The organism is Nocardia sp. NRRL WC-3656, from assembly GCF_000720265.1.
GTDB classification, from domain to species: domain Bacteria; phylum Actinomycetota; class Actinomycetes; order Mycobacteriales; family Mycobacteriaceae; genus Nocardia; species Nocardia nova.
Genome location: NZ_JOJF01000007.1, coordinates 205,294 through 224,179, shown reverse-complemented (window position 1 = coordinate 224,179; position 18,886 = coordinate 205,294). Strand labels below are relative to the sequence as shown.

The following is an 18,886-nucleotide window of genomic DNA, read 5'->3' as shown; positions in this document are numbered from 1 at the left end:
CATGCTGCCATCCGGGACCGACAGAATCCGTAGGCTCGGCCATACCGGCACAACGAGATGAATCCAACTGAAGGCGATTGACATCACATCGCGAATGTGAGAACTTTTTGCCACCACTCTCTCATTAGGGGTCGCCGAACCATGTCCACCACCGAGTCCACCGCCGCCACCGCGTCGGCACAGGCAGCCGAAACCGCTCGGCCCACCGAGCTCTCCTCTCTCAATCCGGCCACGGGCGAGGTCATCGCCACCCACCCCATCGCCGACGACGATGCGGTGCGGGCGGCCGTCGCCAAGGCCCGCGCGGCCGCCGCGACCTGGGGCGGCCTCAGCTTCGCCGATCGCAAGCGAGCGCTGCTGCGCTGGTCCAGCCGCCTCGTCGCCCGTGCCGACGAATTCTGCGATCTGATCCACGCCGAGAACGGCAAGCCGCGCGACGACGCGTACCTGGAATTGATGCTGGCCCTCGAACACATCGCCTGGGCCGCCAAGAACGCCGAGAAGGTTCTCAAACCGAAGAAGGTGTCGCCCGGCGCCCTGATGTCGAATTTCGCGGCGTCGATCGAACAGCGCCCGCTGGGTGTGGTCGGCGTGATCGGCCCGTGGAATTACCCCGTCTACACCCCCAACGGCTCGCTGGCCTACGCGCTGGCCGCCGGCAACACCGTGGTGTTCAAGCCGAGTGAATACTCCACCGCCATCGGCAATTTCGTCGGCCAGGCCTTCGTGGACGCCAACCCCGACCTGCCCGAGGGCGTATTCGTCACGATCAACGGATTCGGCGCGACCGGCGCCGCGCTGGTGCGCGCGGGAGTCGACAAGATCGCCTTCACCGGCTCCACCGCGACCGGTAAGAAGATCATGGCCGCCGCGGCCGAAACGCTGACTCCGGTGCTGCTGGAATGCGGCGGTAAGGATGCGGTGATCGTCGCCGCGGACGCCGATATCTCCGCGGCGGCCGACGCCGTCGCCTACGGCGCGACCATGAACAGCGGCCAGACCTGCGCCGGCGTGGAACGCGTCTACGTCGACAAGTCGATTCGCGAGCCGTTCGTGGCCGAGGTGAAGAAGATCCTGTCGGACGTGCACGCCGGCTCCGACGCCAAGGCTTCCTACGGCCCGATGACCATGCCGTCGCAGGTCGACATCGTGCGCCGGCACATCGAATCGGCGCTGGCCAACGGCGGCACCGCGGTGCTGGGCGGCCCGGATTCGGTGCACGCGCCGTATATCGAGCCCGTGGTTCTGGTCGACGTGGACGAGAACTCGGATGCCGTGTGCGAAGAGACCTTCGGCCCGACCGTCACCATCCGCACCGTCGACACCATCGACGAGGCGGTCGACCTGGCCAACAACTCGAAGTACGGCCTGGGGTCGGCGGTGTACTCGCGCAAGCACGGCCTCGAGATCGCCCGTCGGCTGCGCGCCGGAGCCACCTCGGTCAACTCGGTGCTCGGCTTCGCCGCCATCGCGTCGCTGCCCTTCGGCGGCGTCGGCGATTCCGGTATCGGCCGCATCCACGGTGCGCCCGGTCTGCTGGAGTTCACCAGCCCGCATTCGATCGCGGTGCAGCGCTTCGCGATTCCGGGTATGGCGCTGATGAGCTACAAGCGCACCGAGAGCACCATGAAGCTGCTGCGCAAGGTGGTTCCGCTGCTGCACGGCCGCCACAAGTAGTCCGACAACTCACTGCCTCTCCATCGGGCCCGCACCCAACGGTGCGGGCCCGATCGCGTGGTCAGATCGGGCGCGGCAACCGGCGCGTTCCCGGATGAGGCGGCAATTGTCCGAATCCAGCAAATAAACGAGCATACGTCGGAGATCACAAAACCGCGCTCCCTGCACACGGGTTCAGCTCTCATGCGCGAAGATGGTCCGGTGAGTTTCTGGCCCGCGCCCCACATCGACCATGCCGTGCACGCGACCGTCACCCTGCCCGGGTCCAAATCGATCACCAACCGGGCATTGATTCTCGCCGCGCTCGCGGACCGCCCCTCGACGATCACCGGCGCCCTGCGCAGCCGGGACACCGAGCTGATGATCGCGGGCTTACGCGCGATGGGCACCGAAATCACCGGTGACGGCGACACCCTCGCCGTCACCCCGCCGACGCACCTGCACAACGCCACCGTCGATTGCGGACTGGCCGGCACCGTGATGCGGTTCCTGCCGCCGGTGGCCGCGCTGGCGCACGGCGATGTCGCGTTCTTCGGCGACGAGCAGGCGCGGCTGCGTCCGCTGCACACGATCCTCGACGCGCTGCGCAGCCTCGGCGTCGACATCGACGGCAACACCCTGCCGTTCGTCGTGCACGGCGCCGGGACGCTGCGCGGCGGGCGGGTCACCATCGACGCCTCCGGTTCCTCGCAGTTCGTCTCCGGGCTGCTGTTGTCGGCGGCGCATTTCGACACCGGGATCACCGTGCACCACGAGGGCGCGCCGCTGCCGTCCATGCCGCATATCGAGATGACGGTGCAGATGCTGCGGCAGGCCGGGGTCCGGGTGGAGGCACCCGCCGATCCGCGCAAGGAACAGGTCTGGACCGTCGAACCCGGGCCGATCCACGCCGTCGACTGGGATGTCGAGCCGGATCTGTCCAACGCCACGCCGTTCCTGGCCGCGGCGGCGGTGACCGGCGGCGAGGTGACCATTCCGCATTGGCCGCAGCTGACCACCCAGGCCGGTGACGTGATCCGCGAAATCCTGGTCCGGATGGGCGCCGAGGCGCGGCGCTACGACGGCAAACTCACCGTGCGCGGTCCGCAGTCCCTCGCCGGCATCGATATCGACCTGCACGACGTGGGCGAGCTGACGCCGACCGTCGCCGCGCTCGCCGCGCTGGCCGACTCCCCGTCGCGGCTGCGTGGCATCGCCCATCTGCGCGGGCACGAAACCGATCGGCTGGCCGCGCTGACCACCGAGATCAACCGCCTCGGCGGCAACGTCACCGAAACCGAGGACGGGCTGAGCATCGAGCCGACCCCGCTGCAGGGCGGCCAGTGGCATTCCTACGCCGATCACCGAATGGCCACGGCGGGCGCGATTCTGGGCCTGCGCGTGCCCGGCGTGAGCATCGAGGACATCGGCACCACCGCCAAGACGCTGCCCGAATTCGTCACCCTGTGGGAATCGATGCTGGCGGACGCCGGCGCCTTATCGGGTGAGGGAGCGGCCCACTGAGGCGGCGGGAGTACGACGAATCCGATGTCCGGGTCCGCCCGGGCAGGGGTTCGCGTCCCCGCACCAAGACCCGGCCGGAACATCGAGATGCGGTGTCGGCCATGGTGGTTTCGGTGGATCGGGGACGCTGGGGGTGCGTACTCGGCGACGATCCGGATCGCCGCGTGGTCGCGATGCGGGCGCGGGAACTGGGCCGCACCCCGATCGTGGTCGGCGATCAGGTGGACGTGGTCGGCGACCTGTCCGGCCGGCCCGACACGCTGGCGCGGATCGTGCGCGTCGCCGATCGCCGAACGGTGTTGCGCCGCACCGCCGATGACACCGACCCCTTCGAACGCATCGTGGTATCGAACGCCGAACAGCTGTTCATCGTCGTGGCGCTGGCCGATCCGCCGCCTCGCACCGGCTTCGTCGAACGCGCCATGGTGGCCGCATATGCCGGTGGGCTGCAACCGGTTCTGTGCCTGACCAAACACGACCTGGCCGCCGATTCCGAATTCGCCGCCGAATTCGCCGATCTGGATCTGACCATCGTCTACGGCGGGCGTGATGATCCCCTGGAGCCCGTTCGCGACCTCCTACGGGATTCGCTGACCTGCCTGCTCGGCCACTCCGGTGTCGGCAAGTCGACGCTGGTGAATCGCCTTGTCCCCGAAGCGGAACGAGCCGTGGGCACGGTCTCCGGCGTCGGCAAGGGCCGCCACACCTCCACTCAGTCGGTGGCCCTGCCGCTGGAAGGCGGCGGCTGGGTCATCGACACCCCCGGCATCCGCTCCTTCGGCCTCGCCCACATCTCCCCCGACGACGTGATCGCCGCCTTCCCCGACCTGTCCGAGGCCATCGAGGACTGCCCCCGCGGCTGCACCCACCTCGGCCCACCCGCCGACCCGGAATGCGCGCTGGACGAACTGCCGGGCAAGGAGCGGCGGGTGGCGGCGATCCGGCTGTTGCTGACGGCGCTGAATTCCAACGATCCCTGGGTGGTCGGAAACGGCTGATGCCGTCAATCGGCGTGTTCCGGGCGCGGAGTCGCTGCCAGGCCCGCCTGCCCGATCCACTGCGGTACCTGCCGCCGAATCGGCGCCGGGCCCACGATCTCGGTGGTTTCCTCCCGCAGCGCCGCTGCCCAGCTCCGGTCGCCGCGCCAGATCTCGGTGAGCTGTCGCAGCGTGCTGCGCACGGTCGCCGCGACCTCGAAACCGGGGTCGTAGTCGCAGACCGCCGCCGTCCCGCGCTCGACCACGAGCCACCAGTGCGCCTCCTTGCCGGGCACATCGGTGAACTCGACCTCCAGGACCGTGCGCTCTTCGGGCCACGCCCGGACCGGAATCGTGCGACGGATGTCCCACAGCAACAGGTGCGGATCCAGATCTCTGTCGCCGAGATCGCCGATCCAGCGCACCCCCCACGTCCCGAGCGCCTGGACGACGGTCGACAGCTCACGTCCGGCCTCGGTCAGGAGGTAGGCGGCGCGTCCGTCCGCACCGATCTCGCGACGCAGCACCCCCGACCGCTCCAGCGAGCGCAGACGCCGCGACAGCAGGGCGGGCGACATTTTCGGGTTGCCCCGCCGCAACTCGTTGAAATGCGTACTACCCAGCAGTAATTCGCGGACGACCAGCAATGTCCATCGTTCGTCGAGGACATCCATTGCCTTGGCGATCGGGCAGAACTCCCCATAGCCGGACACACAACCAGTAGACCACTCGGCGCGCGCCGGGTACAGATGTTGAACTGGCCGGGGCCGCCCCGGCCGCCGGATGCTTGCGGTATGACAGCTATCCATCACACCCAGCAACCATCCCCCGACATCACCGAACGCACCCACGCCCTCTGGGCTCTCGGCGACTACCCCCGCGTCGCGGACACCGTGATACCCGGCCTGGGCCGGCGCCTGGTCCGAGCCTGCGATATTCGTCCCGGCCTGCGAGTACTCGATATCGCCGCCGGAGCGGGAAATGCGGCCATTCCGGCGGCCGAAGCCGGCGCGGACGTCGTCGCCAGTGACCTGACACCGGAAATGTTCGAGGCGGGCAGGGCCGCGGCGGCCGCCCGCGGTGTCCATCTCACCTGGGAGGCCGCCGACGCCCAGGCGCTGCCGTACGCCGACGGCCGATTCGATGTCGCCATGTCCTGTGTGGGCATCATGTTCGCCCCGTCGCATCGGGCGGCCGCCGGCGAACTGCTCCGAGTGACCGCGCCGAATGCGACGATCGGGCTGATCAACTGGACGCCGGAAGGATTCATCGGCGAAATGTTCTCCATCGCCAAGCAGTTCGCACCGCCATCGCCGTCCGGAGCGCAATCGCCGCTGCTCTGGGGCACCGCCGACCATCTCCGGGACCTGTTCGGCGACCACGTCACCGATCTGCGGACACAGCGCGAATTCGCGACGGTGGAGTGTTTCGCCGACGGTGACCGGTTCCGCGACTTCTTCAAGGCGAACTACGGTCCCACGGTCGCTGTCTACCGGTCCCTGGCGGGCGACCCGGACCGCATCGCCGAGCTGGACCGCGCCCTCGCCGACCTGGCCGCTCGCCACGATCTCGGCGGCGGGCGGATGCGCTGGGAATACCTCCTGGTCACCGGCCGGCGGGCGTGATCACCGGTCCGTGTCGCCGCGGTCTGCCGGATATTCGACGGAGCCGCCCGGTTGTGTGCGATCCGGCCGCGTCTACGCCGACGTCGGCAGCCGGCGCTCGCCGTGCGTGATCGCCGCGATCAGATCGTCGTAGCCGTTGACCAGTTCGGCCACCCGGAACCACGCAGCGTGCACTGCCAGATCGTCGGTGGTGGTCTCCAGCAGGTGCGCGGCCCGGGCGTACGCCGCCATGAGCCGATCGATCACCGAACCGACGGTTTCGGTATGGATCGCGGTGCCGTGCCGATGCTGCGGGACGTGGGCTTCGATCCACCGATCGATCGCGCGCACAGTCTCGCGGCGCGACGCCTCGGCCGCGCGGCGATAGTCGGTATCGTGCGATTGGGCGGTACCGGTGTGCAGTTCCGCGAGGTGCCGCGCGAGCGGGTCCAGGTGATGCGCGGCGGGGCGCGAATCACGCACCGTTCGCAGCAGCATCTCGGCGGTGGGAAGACCGCCGACAACGTCGGCACCGCCGCGCTCGAACACCAGCAACGGCAACACCGTGGCCACCCGGGAGCCCTCGGGCCCCGGGATCTCATCGGTCATCGCGAGCACCGCCTCCGCGCACGGGGGATACCGCACCGGAGGCAGCCATCGCGGCCGTCTCGGTGACGCGGTGCGGTGAGAATTGCGACTTCGAGCACATCGGCAGCTCCTGGTCGGTCGTGTCGGCCTTCGACGAAGCCGACCGTATGCCCCGGATTAGCCGTTCGCCCCCCTGCTCGTTCCCGCTGTTGAGAAGTCACAGCCCTGATCGCCGCGGCATGCTGACAGAGCACATAACCAGTGGTTGACTACGGCGTCAGCACCAGCCGCCCGCGCAATCCACCGGCGGACAACCGCTCATGCGCTTCGGCCGAGCGTTCGAGCGGAAGGACGTCGGCGACCCGCAAGCCCAGGCCGAGCGCCGCGAGTTCGGCGAGCGCGGTTCCGTCTGCCCGGATCCACTCCTGGTGAATTCTCATGCCGCGCAACGGAAGAGGGGGCTGTCCGCCGGCCACCCCGGCGTAGGCGCCACCGTTGCGGACGGCGGCCGTCGCGCGAACCCCCAGGCCCGCGCCGTCCAGTGCGCCGTCGACACCGCCCGGAACCAGCGCCCGTATCTCCCCGGCGAGGTCGGCGCTCGCGCGAGACACGGTCCATTCGGCGCCGAGTCCGCGAACGAACGCCGCATCCTCATCGGCGACCTGCGCGACCACCCGTAATCCGGCACGCACGCCCAGTTCGACCGCGAAGCCGCCCACCGCTCCGGCCGCGCCCGTCACCAGCAGGGTGTCACCGGCGCGAAGGTCGAGCAGCGCGAGCGCCTGATGTGCGGTCAGCGCATTCAGCGGCAGGGTGGCCGCTTCCGTCGCATCCACACCCGGCGGGGCCGGCGCGACCGCATCGGTATCGAGCACCAGATACTCGGCATACGCACCCAGCGACCGGTCGAGCAGATCACGTAATCCGACAACGCGTTGTCCCACCGCGAATGTCGTCACCTCCGGCCCGACGCCGTCGACGATTCCCGCGGCGTCCCAGCCGATTCCGATGATTTCGCGCGGCGCCATCAGTCCCGCCTCGATCAGGGCGCCGCTGCGGGTCGCGATATCCACCGGATTGACCGCCGCCGCCTCCACCCGGATCCGCACCTGGCGCGGCCCGGGTTCGGGAATCGCCACCCGCACCACCTCGAGTGCCTCCGGGCCGCCCACGCGGCGAACGACCACTGCCCGCATGCTGTTTCTAGAAGTCATGCTGCTCAACTTATGGAGAGCTACTCTCCATAAGGAAGTACGCACTCGCAGGTGCGTATCCCACTCCGAGGAGAGCCGTGGCCACCCGAACCGCCGCCCAACGCCGCGCCCAGGCCGGCGTCGAATACGACGCGTACCTGGCGCAATGCCCCGCGCGCCAACTACTCGACCGCATCGCCGACAAATGGGTGAGCCTGGCCGTCAATGCCCTCGCCGACGGCCCTCAGCGCTACAGCGACCTGCAACGCCGCCTCGCCAGCATCAGCCAGAAGATGCTCACCCAAACCCTGCGCAACCTCGAACGCGACGGCCTGGTCTGCCGCACCGTCACTCCCGCGGTCCCGGTTCGCGTCGACTACGAACTCACCCCACTCGGCCGCTCACTGCTACCGGTGATGCGCGCCGTCAAAGACTGGGCCGAGGAGAACATGGACCACGTCCACGCCGCCCGCGAACACTACGACCAGCACACCGAAACCGCGTAGCGGCGTCTCGCCGGGTATCGTTCGCCGGAATTACCGGCGGCGCTTGGACTTCGGGGGCTTGGACTGCTTGGACCGGTCACGTTCCGCTTCGCGACGCTCGCGGCGGGTCATGCCGGTCGAGGGGGTGTCGCCGTATTCCTGGGCGGCACTGCGGACTTCGGCGTGGCCGCCCTCGTCCGGACCGGAGAAGCTGAGGCCGCGCGGGCCGGATTCGTCGATTCCCTTGGCGCGCAGGGCCGCCGGGGCGTTCTCGGCGGCGCCGTTGCCCTGGGGTACCGCCGGGGCGGGGTGGGTGGCGCCCACCGGGGAACGCAGGCCGGCGCCGACCGCGGGCTGCGGTTCGGGAGCCTGCTGAACCTCCACCTGGAGGTTGAACAGGAACCCGACCGACTCCTCCTTCAGGCCCTCGAGCATGGCGGCGAACATGTCGAAACCTTCGCGCTGGTATTCGACGAGCGGATCGCGCTGCGCCATCGCGCGCAGGCCGATGCCCTCCTTGAGGTAGTCCATCTCGTAGAGGTGTTCGCGCCACTTGCGGTCCAGGACCGACAGCAGGACCTGGCGCTCGAGGTTGCGCATGCTGCCGGGACCGGCCAGATCGTCGATCTCCTTCTCACGCCGCGCATAGGCATCGTGGGCGTCTTCGAGAATGGCCTCGAGCAGTTCCTCGCGGCTCAGTTCGCCGATCTCGCCGTCCTCGGTTTCACCGGTCAGGTCCTGGTATTCGATGCCGACCGAGTACAGCGTCTTCAGCGCCGTCCACAGCTTGGCCAGATCCCAGTCCTCGACGTAGCCCTCGGAGGTGGCGCCGTCGACGTAGGCGGTGATCACGTCGGTGATCATCGACTGAACCTGGCCCTCCATATCCTCGCCGGCCAGGATGCGCTGACGCTCGGCGTAGATGACGGTGCGCTGCTGGTTCATCACCTCGTCGTACTTCAGAACGTTCTTGCGGATTTCGAAGTTCTGCTGCTCGACCTGGGTCTGGGCGCTCTTGATCGCCCGCGAGACCATCTTGGCCTCGATCGGCACGTCGTCGGGCAGGTTCAGCCGGGTCATGATCGACTCCAGGGCCGCACCGTTGAAGCGCCGCATCAGCTCGTCGCCGAGCGAGAGGTAGAAGCGCGACTCGCCCGGGTCACCCTGGCGGCCGGCACGACCGCGCAGCTGGTTGTCGATACGCCGCGACTCGTGCCGCTCGGTGCCCAGCACGTAGAGGCCGCCGGCGTCGCGCACCAGATCGGCGTCGTCTTCGACCTGCCGCTTGACCTGCTCCAGCGCGGGCAGCCAGTTGGCCTCGTAGTCGTCCGGCGTCTCGACCGGATCCAGGCCCTGCCGGCGCAGCAGCGTATCGGTGATGATGTCGGGGTTACCGCCGAGAACGATGTCGGTACCACGACCGGCCATATTCGTCGCCACGGTGACCGCGCCCGGTCGGCCGGCCTCGGCGATGATCTGCGCTTCCTGTTCGTGGAACTTCGCGTTCAGCACGTTGTGCGGAATGCCGCGCTTGGTGAGCAGCTTCGACAGGTACTCCGACCGCTCCACCGAGGTGGTACCGATCAGCACCGGCTGGTTCTTCTCGTGCCGCTCGGCGATGTCGTCGGCGACCGCGGCGAATTTCGATTCCTCGGTCTTGTAGATCAGGTCCGCCTGATCCATGCGGATCATCGGCTTGTTGGTGGGGATCGGCACGACACCGAGGCCGTAGGTCTGATGGAGCTCGGCCGCCTCGGTTTCGGCGGTACCGGTCATACCGGACAATTTGTCGTACAGGCGGAAATAGTTCTGCAGGGTGATGGTGGCCAGCGTCTGATTTTCCGGCTGGATCTCCACGCCCTCTTTGGCCTCGATGGCCTGGTGCATGCCCTCGTTGTAGCGACGGCCGACCAGAATGCGGCCGGTGAATTCGTCGACGATGATGACCTCGCCGTTGCGGACGATGTAATCCTTGTCGCGAACGTAGAGTTCCTTGGCCTTGATCGCGTTGTTCAGATAGCTGACCAGCGGCGAGTTGGCGGCCTCGTACAGATTGTCGATACCGAGCTGATCCTCGACGAATTCGACACCGGCCTCGTGCACGCCGATGGTGCGCTTCTTGATGTCGACCTCGTAGTGCACATCCTTCTTCAAAAGCGGTGCAATACGGGCGAATTCGGCATACCACTTACTCGACGCGTCGGCCGGGCCGGAAATGATCAGTGGCGTCCGGGCCTCGTCGATCAGAATCGAGTCGACCTCGTCGACCACGGCGAAGTTGTGCCCGCGCTGGACCAGATCGTCCAGCGAATGGGTCATGTTGTCGCGCAGATAATCGAAGCCGAATTCGTTGTTCGTGCCGTAGGTGATGTCGGCGCTGTAGGCCGCACGCCGCTCGGCGGGGCTCATCCCGGACAGGATCGCGCCGACCTGCAGGCCGAGGAAACGGTGCACGCGGCCCATCCACTCGGAGTCACGACGGGCCAGGTAGTCGTTGGTGGTGACGATGTGGACGCCGTCGCCGCTGATCGCGTTGAGATAGGCGGGCAGCACCGAGGTGAGCGTCTTACCTTCACCGGTTTTCATCTCGGCGACATTGCCGATGTGCAGGGCCGCGCCACCCATCACCTGCACCTTGTAATGCTTCTGATTCAGCACGCGCCAGGAGGCCTCGCGCGCGGCGGCGAAAGCCTCGAGCAGCAACTCGTCCAGGGATTCGCCGTCGATGTAGCGCTGTTTGAATTCGTCGGTCTTGGCCCGCAGTTCCGCGTCGGTGAGATCGGCGTACTCGTCTTCCAGACTGAGAACTTCGTCGGCCAGATGCGCGAGCCGCTTGACGGTGCGACCCTCACCAAAACGTAGCAACCTCGTCAGTGTCAGCGCAGGCACGGGTCTCGTCAGTCCTCTGGTCGATGTTGTCGTCTTGCAGTGCTACATCTTCGGCACACCGCACTACTCGCGGCATACCGAAGCCCCCGCCACATCGTATGGGCGAAATTCCCGGCGCGCGGATAAGCGGCATCGTCCATGGTAATGCGGCCTCCATCGTAGGCGCCGCCGCGTCAGAACATCCACGGACAGCAGCGGCCCATCGGGGCCCGGCAGTGATCGATCACACTTGGGCACGACATGCGCCCGCGATCACCGCATGCGCAGGGCACTCATCCGCCAACGCCCGCGGCGCAGCACCAGCCGCGCGGCGACGGCGAAACGGCGCTGCCCCCGCTCGTATCCGCCGCACACCTCCGCAGCACTCGCGGTGACCTCGGCGAGCTTCACGGTGACGAGCACCGCCGTACCGAGGCGGCGCTCCGCGGCGGCGGTGCGGGCGAGCGTTTCGACGGCGGCCAGCACGGTCGGCTCCACCACCGGACGCAACTGCCCGAGCGGACGCCGCCCGTCGATGACCTCGAGCACCAGGCGCAGCGACCGCTCCGCGAACTGCGCTGCGGCCGGGCCGATTTCGTTGCCGCCGCACATGTCGGACGACACCGGCACACCCGCGCCGGAGCCCGGCGAGCGGCCGTCGTGCGCGGACCGGCGCGGGGTCCGCAGTCGCGGCACAACGTGCGCGGCCGTCCCCCGATCGAGCGACTTTCCCGCAGTCGCGCCACCGGAACTCCTCGGATCCAACGGCGGTTCGAATACCGGCGCGCGGCGGGCGCGACGGGTGTATACCGGGCTTGCAGAAGACTCGAGCATTCGACACTCCCCCTGGTCGGCATGCTTGGGCACGGATCGACCCAGCATGCCATGCGCGGCGTCGACGACGGCGGAATTCCGACGCCGACGCGACAAGTCCCACACAGTCACGCGCGCAAGGTTTGTGTCACTCCACAATGGAGAGCGGCAACGGAGAGGAGCTCGGACAGCGTGATCACGAGACTGACGCCGCAGGACGCGTCGTTCTTCCGGCTCGAGTCGAGCAGCAATCCCATGCACATCGGCTCTCTCGCGATCGTGCGCGTCGCCCCCGAGGACCCCGGCGACGGATCTCCGTGCGTGGACTACCAGACGCTGCTGGACCTGGTCGACAGCCGGTTGTCGATGGTGCCGCGCTACCGCCGCAAGGTCCGTGAGGTCCCGTTCAAGGTGGGGCGCCCGGTCTGGGTCGAGGACAGCCGCTTCGATCTCACCTATCACGTGCGGCGTTCGGCGCTGCCGGCTCCCGGCTCCGACGAACAGCTCTACGAACTGGTCGGGCGGCTGTCGTCGCGACCGCTCGACCCGAGCCGGCCGCTGTGGGAGATGTACCTGATCGAAGGCCTGTCCGAGGACCGCTGCGCCATCTTCACCAAAACCCATTCGGCGCTCGTGGACGGTGAGACCGCGCTCGAAATCGGCCACGTCATCCTGGACTCGGGGCCCTCGCCGCGGGTGGTCGCACCCGATACCTGGGTGGCCCACCGCGAACCCGGCGACATGGAACTGCTGGGCATGTCACTGGCCGAAATAGCGACCCAGCCCGGGACGGCATGGGAAGTCGTGCGCGATGCCGGCGCCAACGCGTCGGCGGTGGTGGCGGCCGCGGGCAAGGCGGTCGACGCCGCGGTCGACCGGGTGCGCGCGGCCGGGCGGACGGCGCCCGACAGCCCCTTCAACACCTCGATCTCGCGGTGCCGCCGGTTCGACATCGCACGGACCGACCTCGAGGACTATCGCCGCATTCGAAGACATTTCGGCTGCTCCATCAACGACGCCATCCTGGCCGTGGTGACCGGCGCGCTGCGGATATTCCTGCAATCGCGCGGTGAGGTGCTGGTCGGATCGGCGGTGCTGCGCGCGGTGGTACCGATGTCGGTCTACGTCGACGGGTCACCCGACGACGTGAGCCCGGCCAGCGAGGTCTCCTCGTTCCTGATCGATCTGCCGGTGGGAGAGCAGAATCCGGTGATGCGGCTGTCGCACATCTCGCATGCCACGGCCGAGAATGCCCGGCATCGGCGCGCCGTGCGGGCGCGCACCCTGGTTCACATGGCCGGCTTCGCCCCGGCCAGCCTGCACGCGATGAGCGTGCGGGCGGCGAGTACGTTCGCAGAACACACATTCAACTTGGTGATCACCAACGCCCCGGGTCCGCAGCGGCCGATGTATATCGGCGGCGCACGGATGCTGGAGATGTATCCGGTATCGCCGTTGCTGCGCAATCAGGCGTCGAGCATCGGAATCACGTCCTACGACGGACGTGTGTTCTACGGTCTCAATGCCGACCGCGAGGCGATGGCCGATATCGCCGTACTGGCGGCGGCGGTGCGCGAATCCATGGAGGAGATGCTCGGTGCCTGCGTCTGATCAGGGCAAGCTACGCGTCTATGTCCCGGCCACCATCGCCATGCTCCGAGAGCTGGTGGCGCAGCGCGAAATTCGCGCGGTGAACGACACCGCCTTCGCGGTCACCCCCGCATTGCGCGAGGCGTACGCCTCCGGCGACGACGAGGAACTGGCCGAGGTGGCGATGGGCGAGGCGGCGCGCGCATCGCTGCGACTGCTCGCCGAGGAACGCGAATCCGCCCTGCTGCACGCCGACGACGGCGATGCCGAACCGGAGGACGGAACCGATCCGGACGCCGCCGAAGACACCGGATCGTCGTATTCGGCCCCCGTCTACCGCCGCGCCGTGATCGCCGCCGATGTGACGGGCACGACCCTGCGCCCGGATCTCGACGATGCGGTGGTCCGGCTGTCCGGGCCGATCACCTACAAGCGCATCGCCTCGGTGCACGTCGATCTGGCCGAGGCCGAACCGCAGGTCGCGAAGGCCGTCGACGTCGTCGACGCGGCCGATCTGGGCGATCCGGACGCGGAATTCGTGCTGGGCGACGCGGAGGATCACCAGCTGGCTTGGTACGCGGCACAGGAGTTGCCGTTCCTGCTCGACCTCCTCTGATCCGCCCGCTAACCTACGATGCCGTAACCTTGGCTCGAAGGGTGCGCCGCAGGCGCGTGATCACAGGAAATGAGCATTCGCACGATGGTGTCGAAATCGGTACAAGGCCTGCGGGCATGGCTCGAGGCCCCGGTCGCCGACGCGAAGATGGCCGGGCGGACGCGCCTGGACGCGCTGCGCGGCGCGGCGGCCCGCATCACCACCCCGCTGCTGCCCGATGACTATCTGCATCTGGTGAATCCGCTGTGGTCGGCGCGGGAACTGCGCGGACGGATCATCGAGGTCCGCAAGGAGACCGCCGATTCGGTGACCCTGGTGATCAAGCCGGGCTGGGGTTTCGATTTCACCTTCACCCCCGGTCAGTACATCGGCATCGGTGTCCTGGTCGACGGGCGCTGGCACTGGCGGTCGTATTCGCTGACCTGCCCGCCGGACTGGACCCATCGGGGCAACCGCGCCGAACGAGTGATCTCGATCGCGGTGAAGGCGATGCCGGAGGGCTTCCTGTCCAGCCATCTGGTCAACGGCGTGCCGCAGGGCACGGTGGTTCGCCTGGCCGCGCCGCAGGGCGGGTTCGTCCTGCCGGAGCCGCCGCCGGCAAAGGTGTTGTTCATCACCGCCGGCAGCGGCATCACCCCGGTGATGGCGATGCTGCGGACCATGGACCGCCGCGCCGCCGACCGCACCGACGGCGACGCGATGGACGACATCGTGCACATCCACTCCGCCCGGACCGCCGAGGACGTCATGTTCGGCGCGGAACTGCGGGCGCTGCACGACAAGCATCCCGGCTTCACCGCGCATATCCACCTCACCGGCGAGCAGGGCAAATTCGATCTGGCCGATCTCGACAGCCGGTTCCCGGACTGGCGCGAGCGCGAGACCTGGGCCTGCGGTCCGGCCGGTCTGCTCAACGATGTCGAGAAGCATTGGGCCGCAGCGGGTATCAGCGACAAGCTGCATGTCGAGCGGTTCGAGGTGGAACGTTCGGCGGTCGGCGAGGGCGGCACGGTCACCTTCGCCCGCACCGATCGCAGCGCCGAGGTCGACGGCGCCACCAGCCTGCTCGAGGCCGGTGAGGCCGCGGGCGTGCAGATGCCGTTCGGCTGCCGGATGGGTATCTGCCAGACCTGCGTGGTCACCCTGACCGACGGACATGTGCGCGATCTGCGCAACGGCGCCGAACACCAGGCCGGGGAGAAGGTCCAGACCTGCATCTCGGCCGCGGCCGGCGACTGCACCCTGGACGTGTGAGTCGCGTTCCGGTGGTGTTCACCCGTTCGCCCCGCGGCGGCGCGAGCGATCACCACCGGTTACCGATACTCTGAAAAGGACAAGACCGAGACCTCCCACCGAAGCGCAGCGGAGCCCATGCCGCCGAAGCGCGGGGGAGGCAGTCCATCGAAGCGCAGCGGAGGCAATCCGATACCGGTCCGCCGACGCGATGCAGAGGCATTCATTCGACACCGCCGGAGCGAAGCGGAGGCATTGCAGGACCGTGGCCATCACCGACATCAAGGCGTATTCGCATCTGACGGCTGCCGATATCGACACACTGGGGCAGGAACTCGACACCATCCGTCGCACGGTCGAGCAATCGCTGGGTGAGCGCGACGCCGCCTACATCCGGCGCACCATCCGCGCCCAGCGCACGCTCGAGGCCGCCGGCCGCGCGGTCCTGTTCGCCGGTCGCAACAAATGGGCCTGGGTCGCGGGCACCGCGATGTTGTCGGTGGCCAAGATCATCGAGAATATGGAGCTCGGGCACAACGTCAGCCACGGGCAATGGGACTGGATGAACGACCCGGAGATCCACTCCACCAGCTGGGAGTGGGATATGACCGGCACCTCCGGGCAGTGGAAACGGGCGCACAACTTCTCGCACCACACCTACACCAACATCGTCGGCATGGACGACGACGTGGGCTTCGGCATCCTGCGCATGACCCGCGACGAAGAGTGGAAGCCGATCAATCTCGCCCAGCCGGTGGCGAATCTGATCCTGGCCGCGCTCTTCGAGTGGGGTATCGCCCTGCACGATCTGAAGATCGAGAAACTGCAGACCGGAGTTCCGCGCAGCGACCTGCTGTCCGAACCCAACCGGCAGTTCCTGCGCAAGGCCGGCCGCCAGGTCGCCAAGGACTTCGTGGTCTTTCCGCTGCTGAGCGGTCCGGGCTGGAAGGCGACGCTGAAGGCCAACGCGACGGCCAACCTGATCCGCAATCTGTGGGCGTACGCGGTGATCTTCTGCGGGCATTTCCCGGACGGCGCCGAGAAATTCACCCAGGAGCAGTTCGCGGAGGAAACCCGGGCGGAATGGTATCTGCGGCAGATGCTGGGCAGTGCCAACTTCCAGGCCGGCCCGGCGATGGCGTTCATGAGCGGCAATCTGTGCTACCAGATCGAGCATCACCTCTTTCCGGACATTCCGAGCAATCGGTATCCGGAGATCGCCGAACAGGTCCGCCAACTCTGCGACAAATACGACCTGCCGTACACCACGGGATCGCTGGGCAAACAATATGCGCTGGCGTTCCGCACGATTCACAAACTGGCGCTGCCCGACCGATTCCTGCGCCGGACCGCGGACGACGCCCCGGAGACGTCGTCGGAACGCAAATTCTCGCTGCTGACCCGACCGTTGACGGCCGGTACCGAAGAGCCGCGGTCCGGCGTCGACCCGCTCACCGGAAGGCGGCAGGGATTGCGGTCGGCAATGGTGGAAGCCAAGGCCGCACTGCGCGAGAAGGCACGGCAGGAAAAGGAGGCGCTGCGCGAAGCCAAGCTCGCTCTGCAGGAAAAGGCTCGGGCCGAGAAGCAGATACTCCGGCGCCGCGGACTGCGGGGACGAGCGACCGTTCGCGTCCGGTTGCGGCAACAGCGAAGGCGACTAACCTAAGCCATATCGGTCACGATCACAATGCGGTATACGCCACAGTTGTAATCCGATCCGGAGACAACCTACGGGACCGTAACCTACGGTAGTGTAACCAGCATGGCGATCTCGGATGTCAAGGAATACGCCCACCTCACTCCAGAGGATGTAGAAGCGATCGGCGCGGAGCTGGATGCGATCCGTCGCGAAATCGAGGCCTCCCGAGGCGAGAACGACGCCCGCTACATCCGTAACGTGATCCGTTTGCAGCGCGCCCTTGAAATCGGGGGCCGCGCCACGCTGTTCGCCAGTTTCCTGCCGCCGGCCTGGCTGGCCGGCACGGCGATGTTGTCGGCCGCCAAGATCATCGAGAACATGGAGATCGGCCACAACGTCATGCACGGGCAGTGGGACTGGATGAACGATCCGGAAATCCACTCCTCCAACTGGGAGTGGGACAACGCCGGACCGTCGGAACACTGGAAGATCACGCACAACTACCTGCACCACAAGTACACCAACGTGCTGGGTATGGATGACGACATCGGCTACGGCCTGCTGCGCGTGACGCGCGATCAGCGGTGGACGCCGTTCTATCTCGGACAGCCGATCTACAACCTGCTGCTGCAGATGTTCTTCGAATACGGCGTGGCCATCCAGCATTTGGAGCTGGGCAAGGTCGCGAAGAAGAAGTGGCCGGCCGATTCGCCGGAACGCCGGCAATTCGAGCAGGACCGCAAGGTCGTGCTGAAGAAGATCGGCAAGCAGGCGGCCAAGGATTATGTGATCTTCCCGCTGCTGACCGGACCGGCCTTCCTGTCCACGCTGACGGCCAATATCACCGCCAATATCGTCCGCAATGTGTGGACCAACGCGGTGATCTTCTGCGGCCACTTCCCCGACGGTGCGGAGAAGTTCACCAAGGGCGATGTCTACAACGAAACGCAGGGCGAGTGGTACCTGCGCCAGATGCTGGGCAGCGCCAATATCACCGGCGGCGCGGTCATGCATTTCATGACCGGCAACCTCTCCCATCAGATCGAGCACCACCTGTTCCCGGACCTGCCGAGCAACCGGCTGCGGGCCATCTCGGTGCGCGTGCGGGAATTGTGCGACAAATACGACCTGCCCTACACCAGCGGCTCGATGCCGGTGCAGTACGCGAAATCGTGGCGCACCATCATCAAGCTGTCGCTGCCCAACAAATATCTGCGCCGCGGCACCGACGACGCTCCCGAGACCAAGTCCGAGCGCGCATTCGGCGGCATCGGCACGGTCGATCCTGTGACGGGGCGCCGGCGCGGATTGCGCACCGCGCTGAAGGAAGGCAAGCGCCGGGTGGCGGAACGCCGGCAGACGGTCGGCTCGGCCGCCTAGCGATCACCGAACAGAAGGGGCTCTCCGGATTCGACATCCGGGGAGCCCCTTTCGTCTGCCCGCGTCCGGGCCTGATTGACTGAACCGGTGTCAACGCAAGAATCCAGCATCTACGACGTGATCCGGCGGCGCCGCGATGTGCGTGCCGAATTCACCGGCGATCTCGTCGACGATGCGACCCTGCTCCGAATCCTCGACGCGGCCCATCGCGCACCCAGCGTCGGCAATTCGCAGCCGTGGGATTTCGTCGTCGTGCGTGACCCGGCGACATTGGCGCGCTTCGCCGCACACGTCGCCGAGAAGCGCGTCGAATTCCGCGATTCGCTGCCACCGGAGCGGGCCCGCACCTTCGAGCCGATCAAGATCGAGGGCATTACCGAGAGCGGCACCGGGATAGTCGTCACCCACGACGACAGTCGCGGCGGCCCGCAGATCCTCGGTCGCGCGACGGTCCCCGAAACCGGTTTGTACTCCACGGTTCTCGCGATCCAGAACCTGTGGCTGGCCGCGACCGCCGAAGGGGTGGGCGTCGGCTGGGTGAGTTTTTACGACGCACCGTTCCTCACCGACTTGATCGAGCTGCCCGCCGGCATTCGTCCCGTCGCGTGGCTGTGCATCGGCCCGGTGCACGAATTCCAGCACACGCCGGATCTGGAACGGTTCGGCTGGCGCGACCGGCGTCCACTCGACGACGCGATCCACTGGGAGCGGTACTAGCGC

The 18,886-nt window shown here is 67.4% G+C and carries 16 protein-coding genes; 11 read left to right on the top strand and 5 right to left on the bottom strand.

Going from position 1 to position 18,886, the window contains the following annotated elements:
- Positions 1–141: 141 nt before the first annotated feature.
- From IG65_RS0112385 to rsgA, 3 genes are all read left to right on the top strand, one after another.
- Positions 142–1,677 carry an aldehyde dehydrogenase family protein gene (locus tag IG65_RS0112385; protein WP_030515043.1) on the top strand — a complete coding sequence of 512 codons (1,536 nt, stop codon included), beginning with the start codon at positions 142–144 and terminating at the stop codon, positions 1,675–1,677.
- Positions 1,678–1,860: 183 nt separating this feature from the next.
- Entirely contained in the window at positions 1,861–3,180 is a 1,320-nt protein-coding gene (gene aroA / locus IG65_RS0112380; protein WP_030515042.1) for a 3-phosphoshikimate 1-carboxyvinyltransferase, read from the top strand.
- On the top strand, positions 3,177–4,178 hold the full coding sequence (gene rsgA, locus IG65_RS0112375) for a ribosome small subunit-dependent GTPase A (RefSeq protein WP_030515041.1): 1,002 nt from the start codon (positions 3,177–3,179) through the stop codon (positions 4,176–4,178). Before aroA ends, rsgA begins: the two co-directional genes overlap by 4 nt.
- Before the next feature lie 5 nt (positions 4,179–4,183).
- Here rsgA and IG65_RS0112370 read toward each other — a convergent pair whose 3' ends face one another.
- Complete coding sequence (locus IG65_RS0112370; protein ID WP_030515040.1) at positions 4,184–4,870, bottom strand: helix-turn-helix domain-containing protein; 687 nt, start codon at positions 4,868–4,870, stop codon at positions 4,184–4,186.
- 81 nt (positions 4,871–4,951) lie between these two features.
- On the opposite strand from IG65_RS0112370, the gene IG65_RS0112365 reads away from it, so the two are divergent.
- Positions 4,952–5,782, top strand: coding sequence for a class I SAM-dependent methyltransferase (locus IG65_RS0112365; protein ID WP_030515039.1), 831 nt, complete (start codon positions 4,952–4,954; stop codon positions 5,780–5,782).
- A 72-nt stretch (positions 5,783–5,854) separates the two neighbouring features.
- On the opposite strand, the gene IG65_RS0112360 is transcribed toward IG65_RS0112365, so the two are convergent.
- A complete protein-coding gene (locus tag IG65_RS0112360; RefSeq protein WP_156055564.1) occupies positions 5,855–6,370 on the bottom strand; it encodes a DUF4254 domain-containing protein in 516 nt (171 codons plus the stop codon).
- A gap of 248 nt (positions 6,371–6,618) precedes the next feature.
- The gene (locus IG65_RS0112355) at positions 6,619–7,563 is read right to left on the bottom strand and encodes an NADP-dependent oxidoreductase (RefSeq protein ID WP_036524146.1); all 945 of its coding nucleotides are present in this window, start codon (positions 7,561–7,563) and stop codon (positions 6,619–6,621) included.
- 77 nt (positions 7,564–7,640) lie between these two features.
- Here IG65_RS0112355 and IG65_RS0112350 point away from each other — a divergent pair, with 77 nt between their 5' ends.
- Positions 7,641–8,048 carry a helix-turn-helix domain-containing protein gene (locus tag IG65_RS0112350; protein ID WP_030515036.1) on the top strand — a complete coding sequence of 136 codons (408 nt, stop codon included), beginning with the start codon at positions 7,641–7,643 and terminating at the stop codon, positions 8,046–8,048.
- 30 nt (positions 8,049–8,078) lie between these two features.
- Here the strand turns inward: IG65_RS0112350 and secA are convergent, their stop codons facing one another.
- Together secA and IG65_RS34625 are read right to left on the bottom strand one after the other, a co-directional pair.
- Complete coding sequence (gene secA / locus IG65_RS0112345; RefSeq protein WP_030515035.1) at positions 8,079–10,916, bottom strand: preprotein translocase subunit SecA; 2,838 nt, start codon at positions 10,914–10,916, stop codon at positions 8,079–8,081.
- Between the two features lie 252 nt (positions 10,917–11,168).
- Positions 11,169–11,729 carry an Rv3235 family protein gene (locus IG65_RS34625; RefSeq protein ID WP_156055563.1) on the bottom strand — a complete coding sequence of 187 codons (561 nt, stop codon included), beginning with the start codon at positions 11,727–11,729 and terminating at the stop codon, positions 11,169–11,171.
- A gap of 171 nt (positions 11,730–11,900) precedes the next feature.
- Here IG65_RS34625 and IG65_RS0112335 point away from each other — a divergent pair, with 171 nt between their 5' ends.
- From IG65_RS0112335 to bluB, 6 genes are all read left to right on the top strand, one after another.
- Entirely contained in the window at positions 11,901–13,319 is a 1,419-nt protein-coding gene (locus tag IG65_RS0112335) for a wax ester/triacylglycerol synthase family O-acyltransferase (protein ID WP_030515033.1), read from the top strand.
- A 40-nt stretch (positions 13,320–13,359) separates the two neighbouring features.
- Positions 13,360–13,914, top strand: coding sequence for a hypothetical protein (locus tag IG65_RS0112330; RefSeq protein WP_030515032.1), 555 nt, complete (start codon positions 13,360–13,362; stop codon positions 13,912–13,914).
- Positions 13,915–13,998: 84 nt separating this feature from the next.
- Positions 13,999–15,168 carry a ferredoxin reductase gene (locus tag IG65_RS0112325; RefSeq protein WP_030515031.1) on the top strand — a complete coding sequence of 390 codons (1,170 nt, stop codon included), beginning with the start codon at positions 13,999–14,001 and terminating at the stop codon, positions 15,166–15,168.
- Positions 15,169–15,412: 244 nt separating this feature from the next.
- Positions 15,413–16,813, top strand: a complete 1,401-nt coding sequence (locus IG65_RS0112320) for a fatty acid desaturase (RefSeq protein WP_030515030.1) — start codon at positions 15,413–15,415, stop codon at positions 16,811–16,813.
- Between the two features lie 96 nt (positions 16,814–16,909).
- Positions 16,910–18,166 (top strand): fatty acid desaturase, encoded by a 1,257-nt coding sequence (locus IG65_RS0112315; protein ID WP_030515029.1) that lies wholly within the window; start codon positions 16,910–16,912, stop codon positions 18,164–18,166.
- A gap of 87 nt (positions 18,167–18,253) precedes the next feature.
- Entirely contained in the window at positions 18,254–18,883 is a 630-nt protein-coding gene (bluB, locus tag IG65_RS0112310) for a 5,6-dimethylbenzimidazole synthase (protein ID WP_030515028.1), read from the top strand.
- The last annotated feature ends 3 nt before the right edge of the window (positions 18,884–18,886 follow it).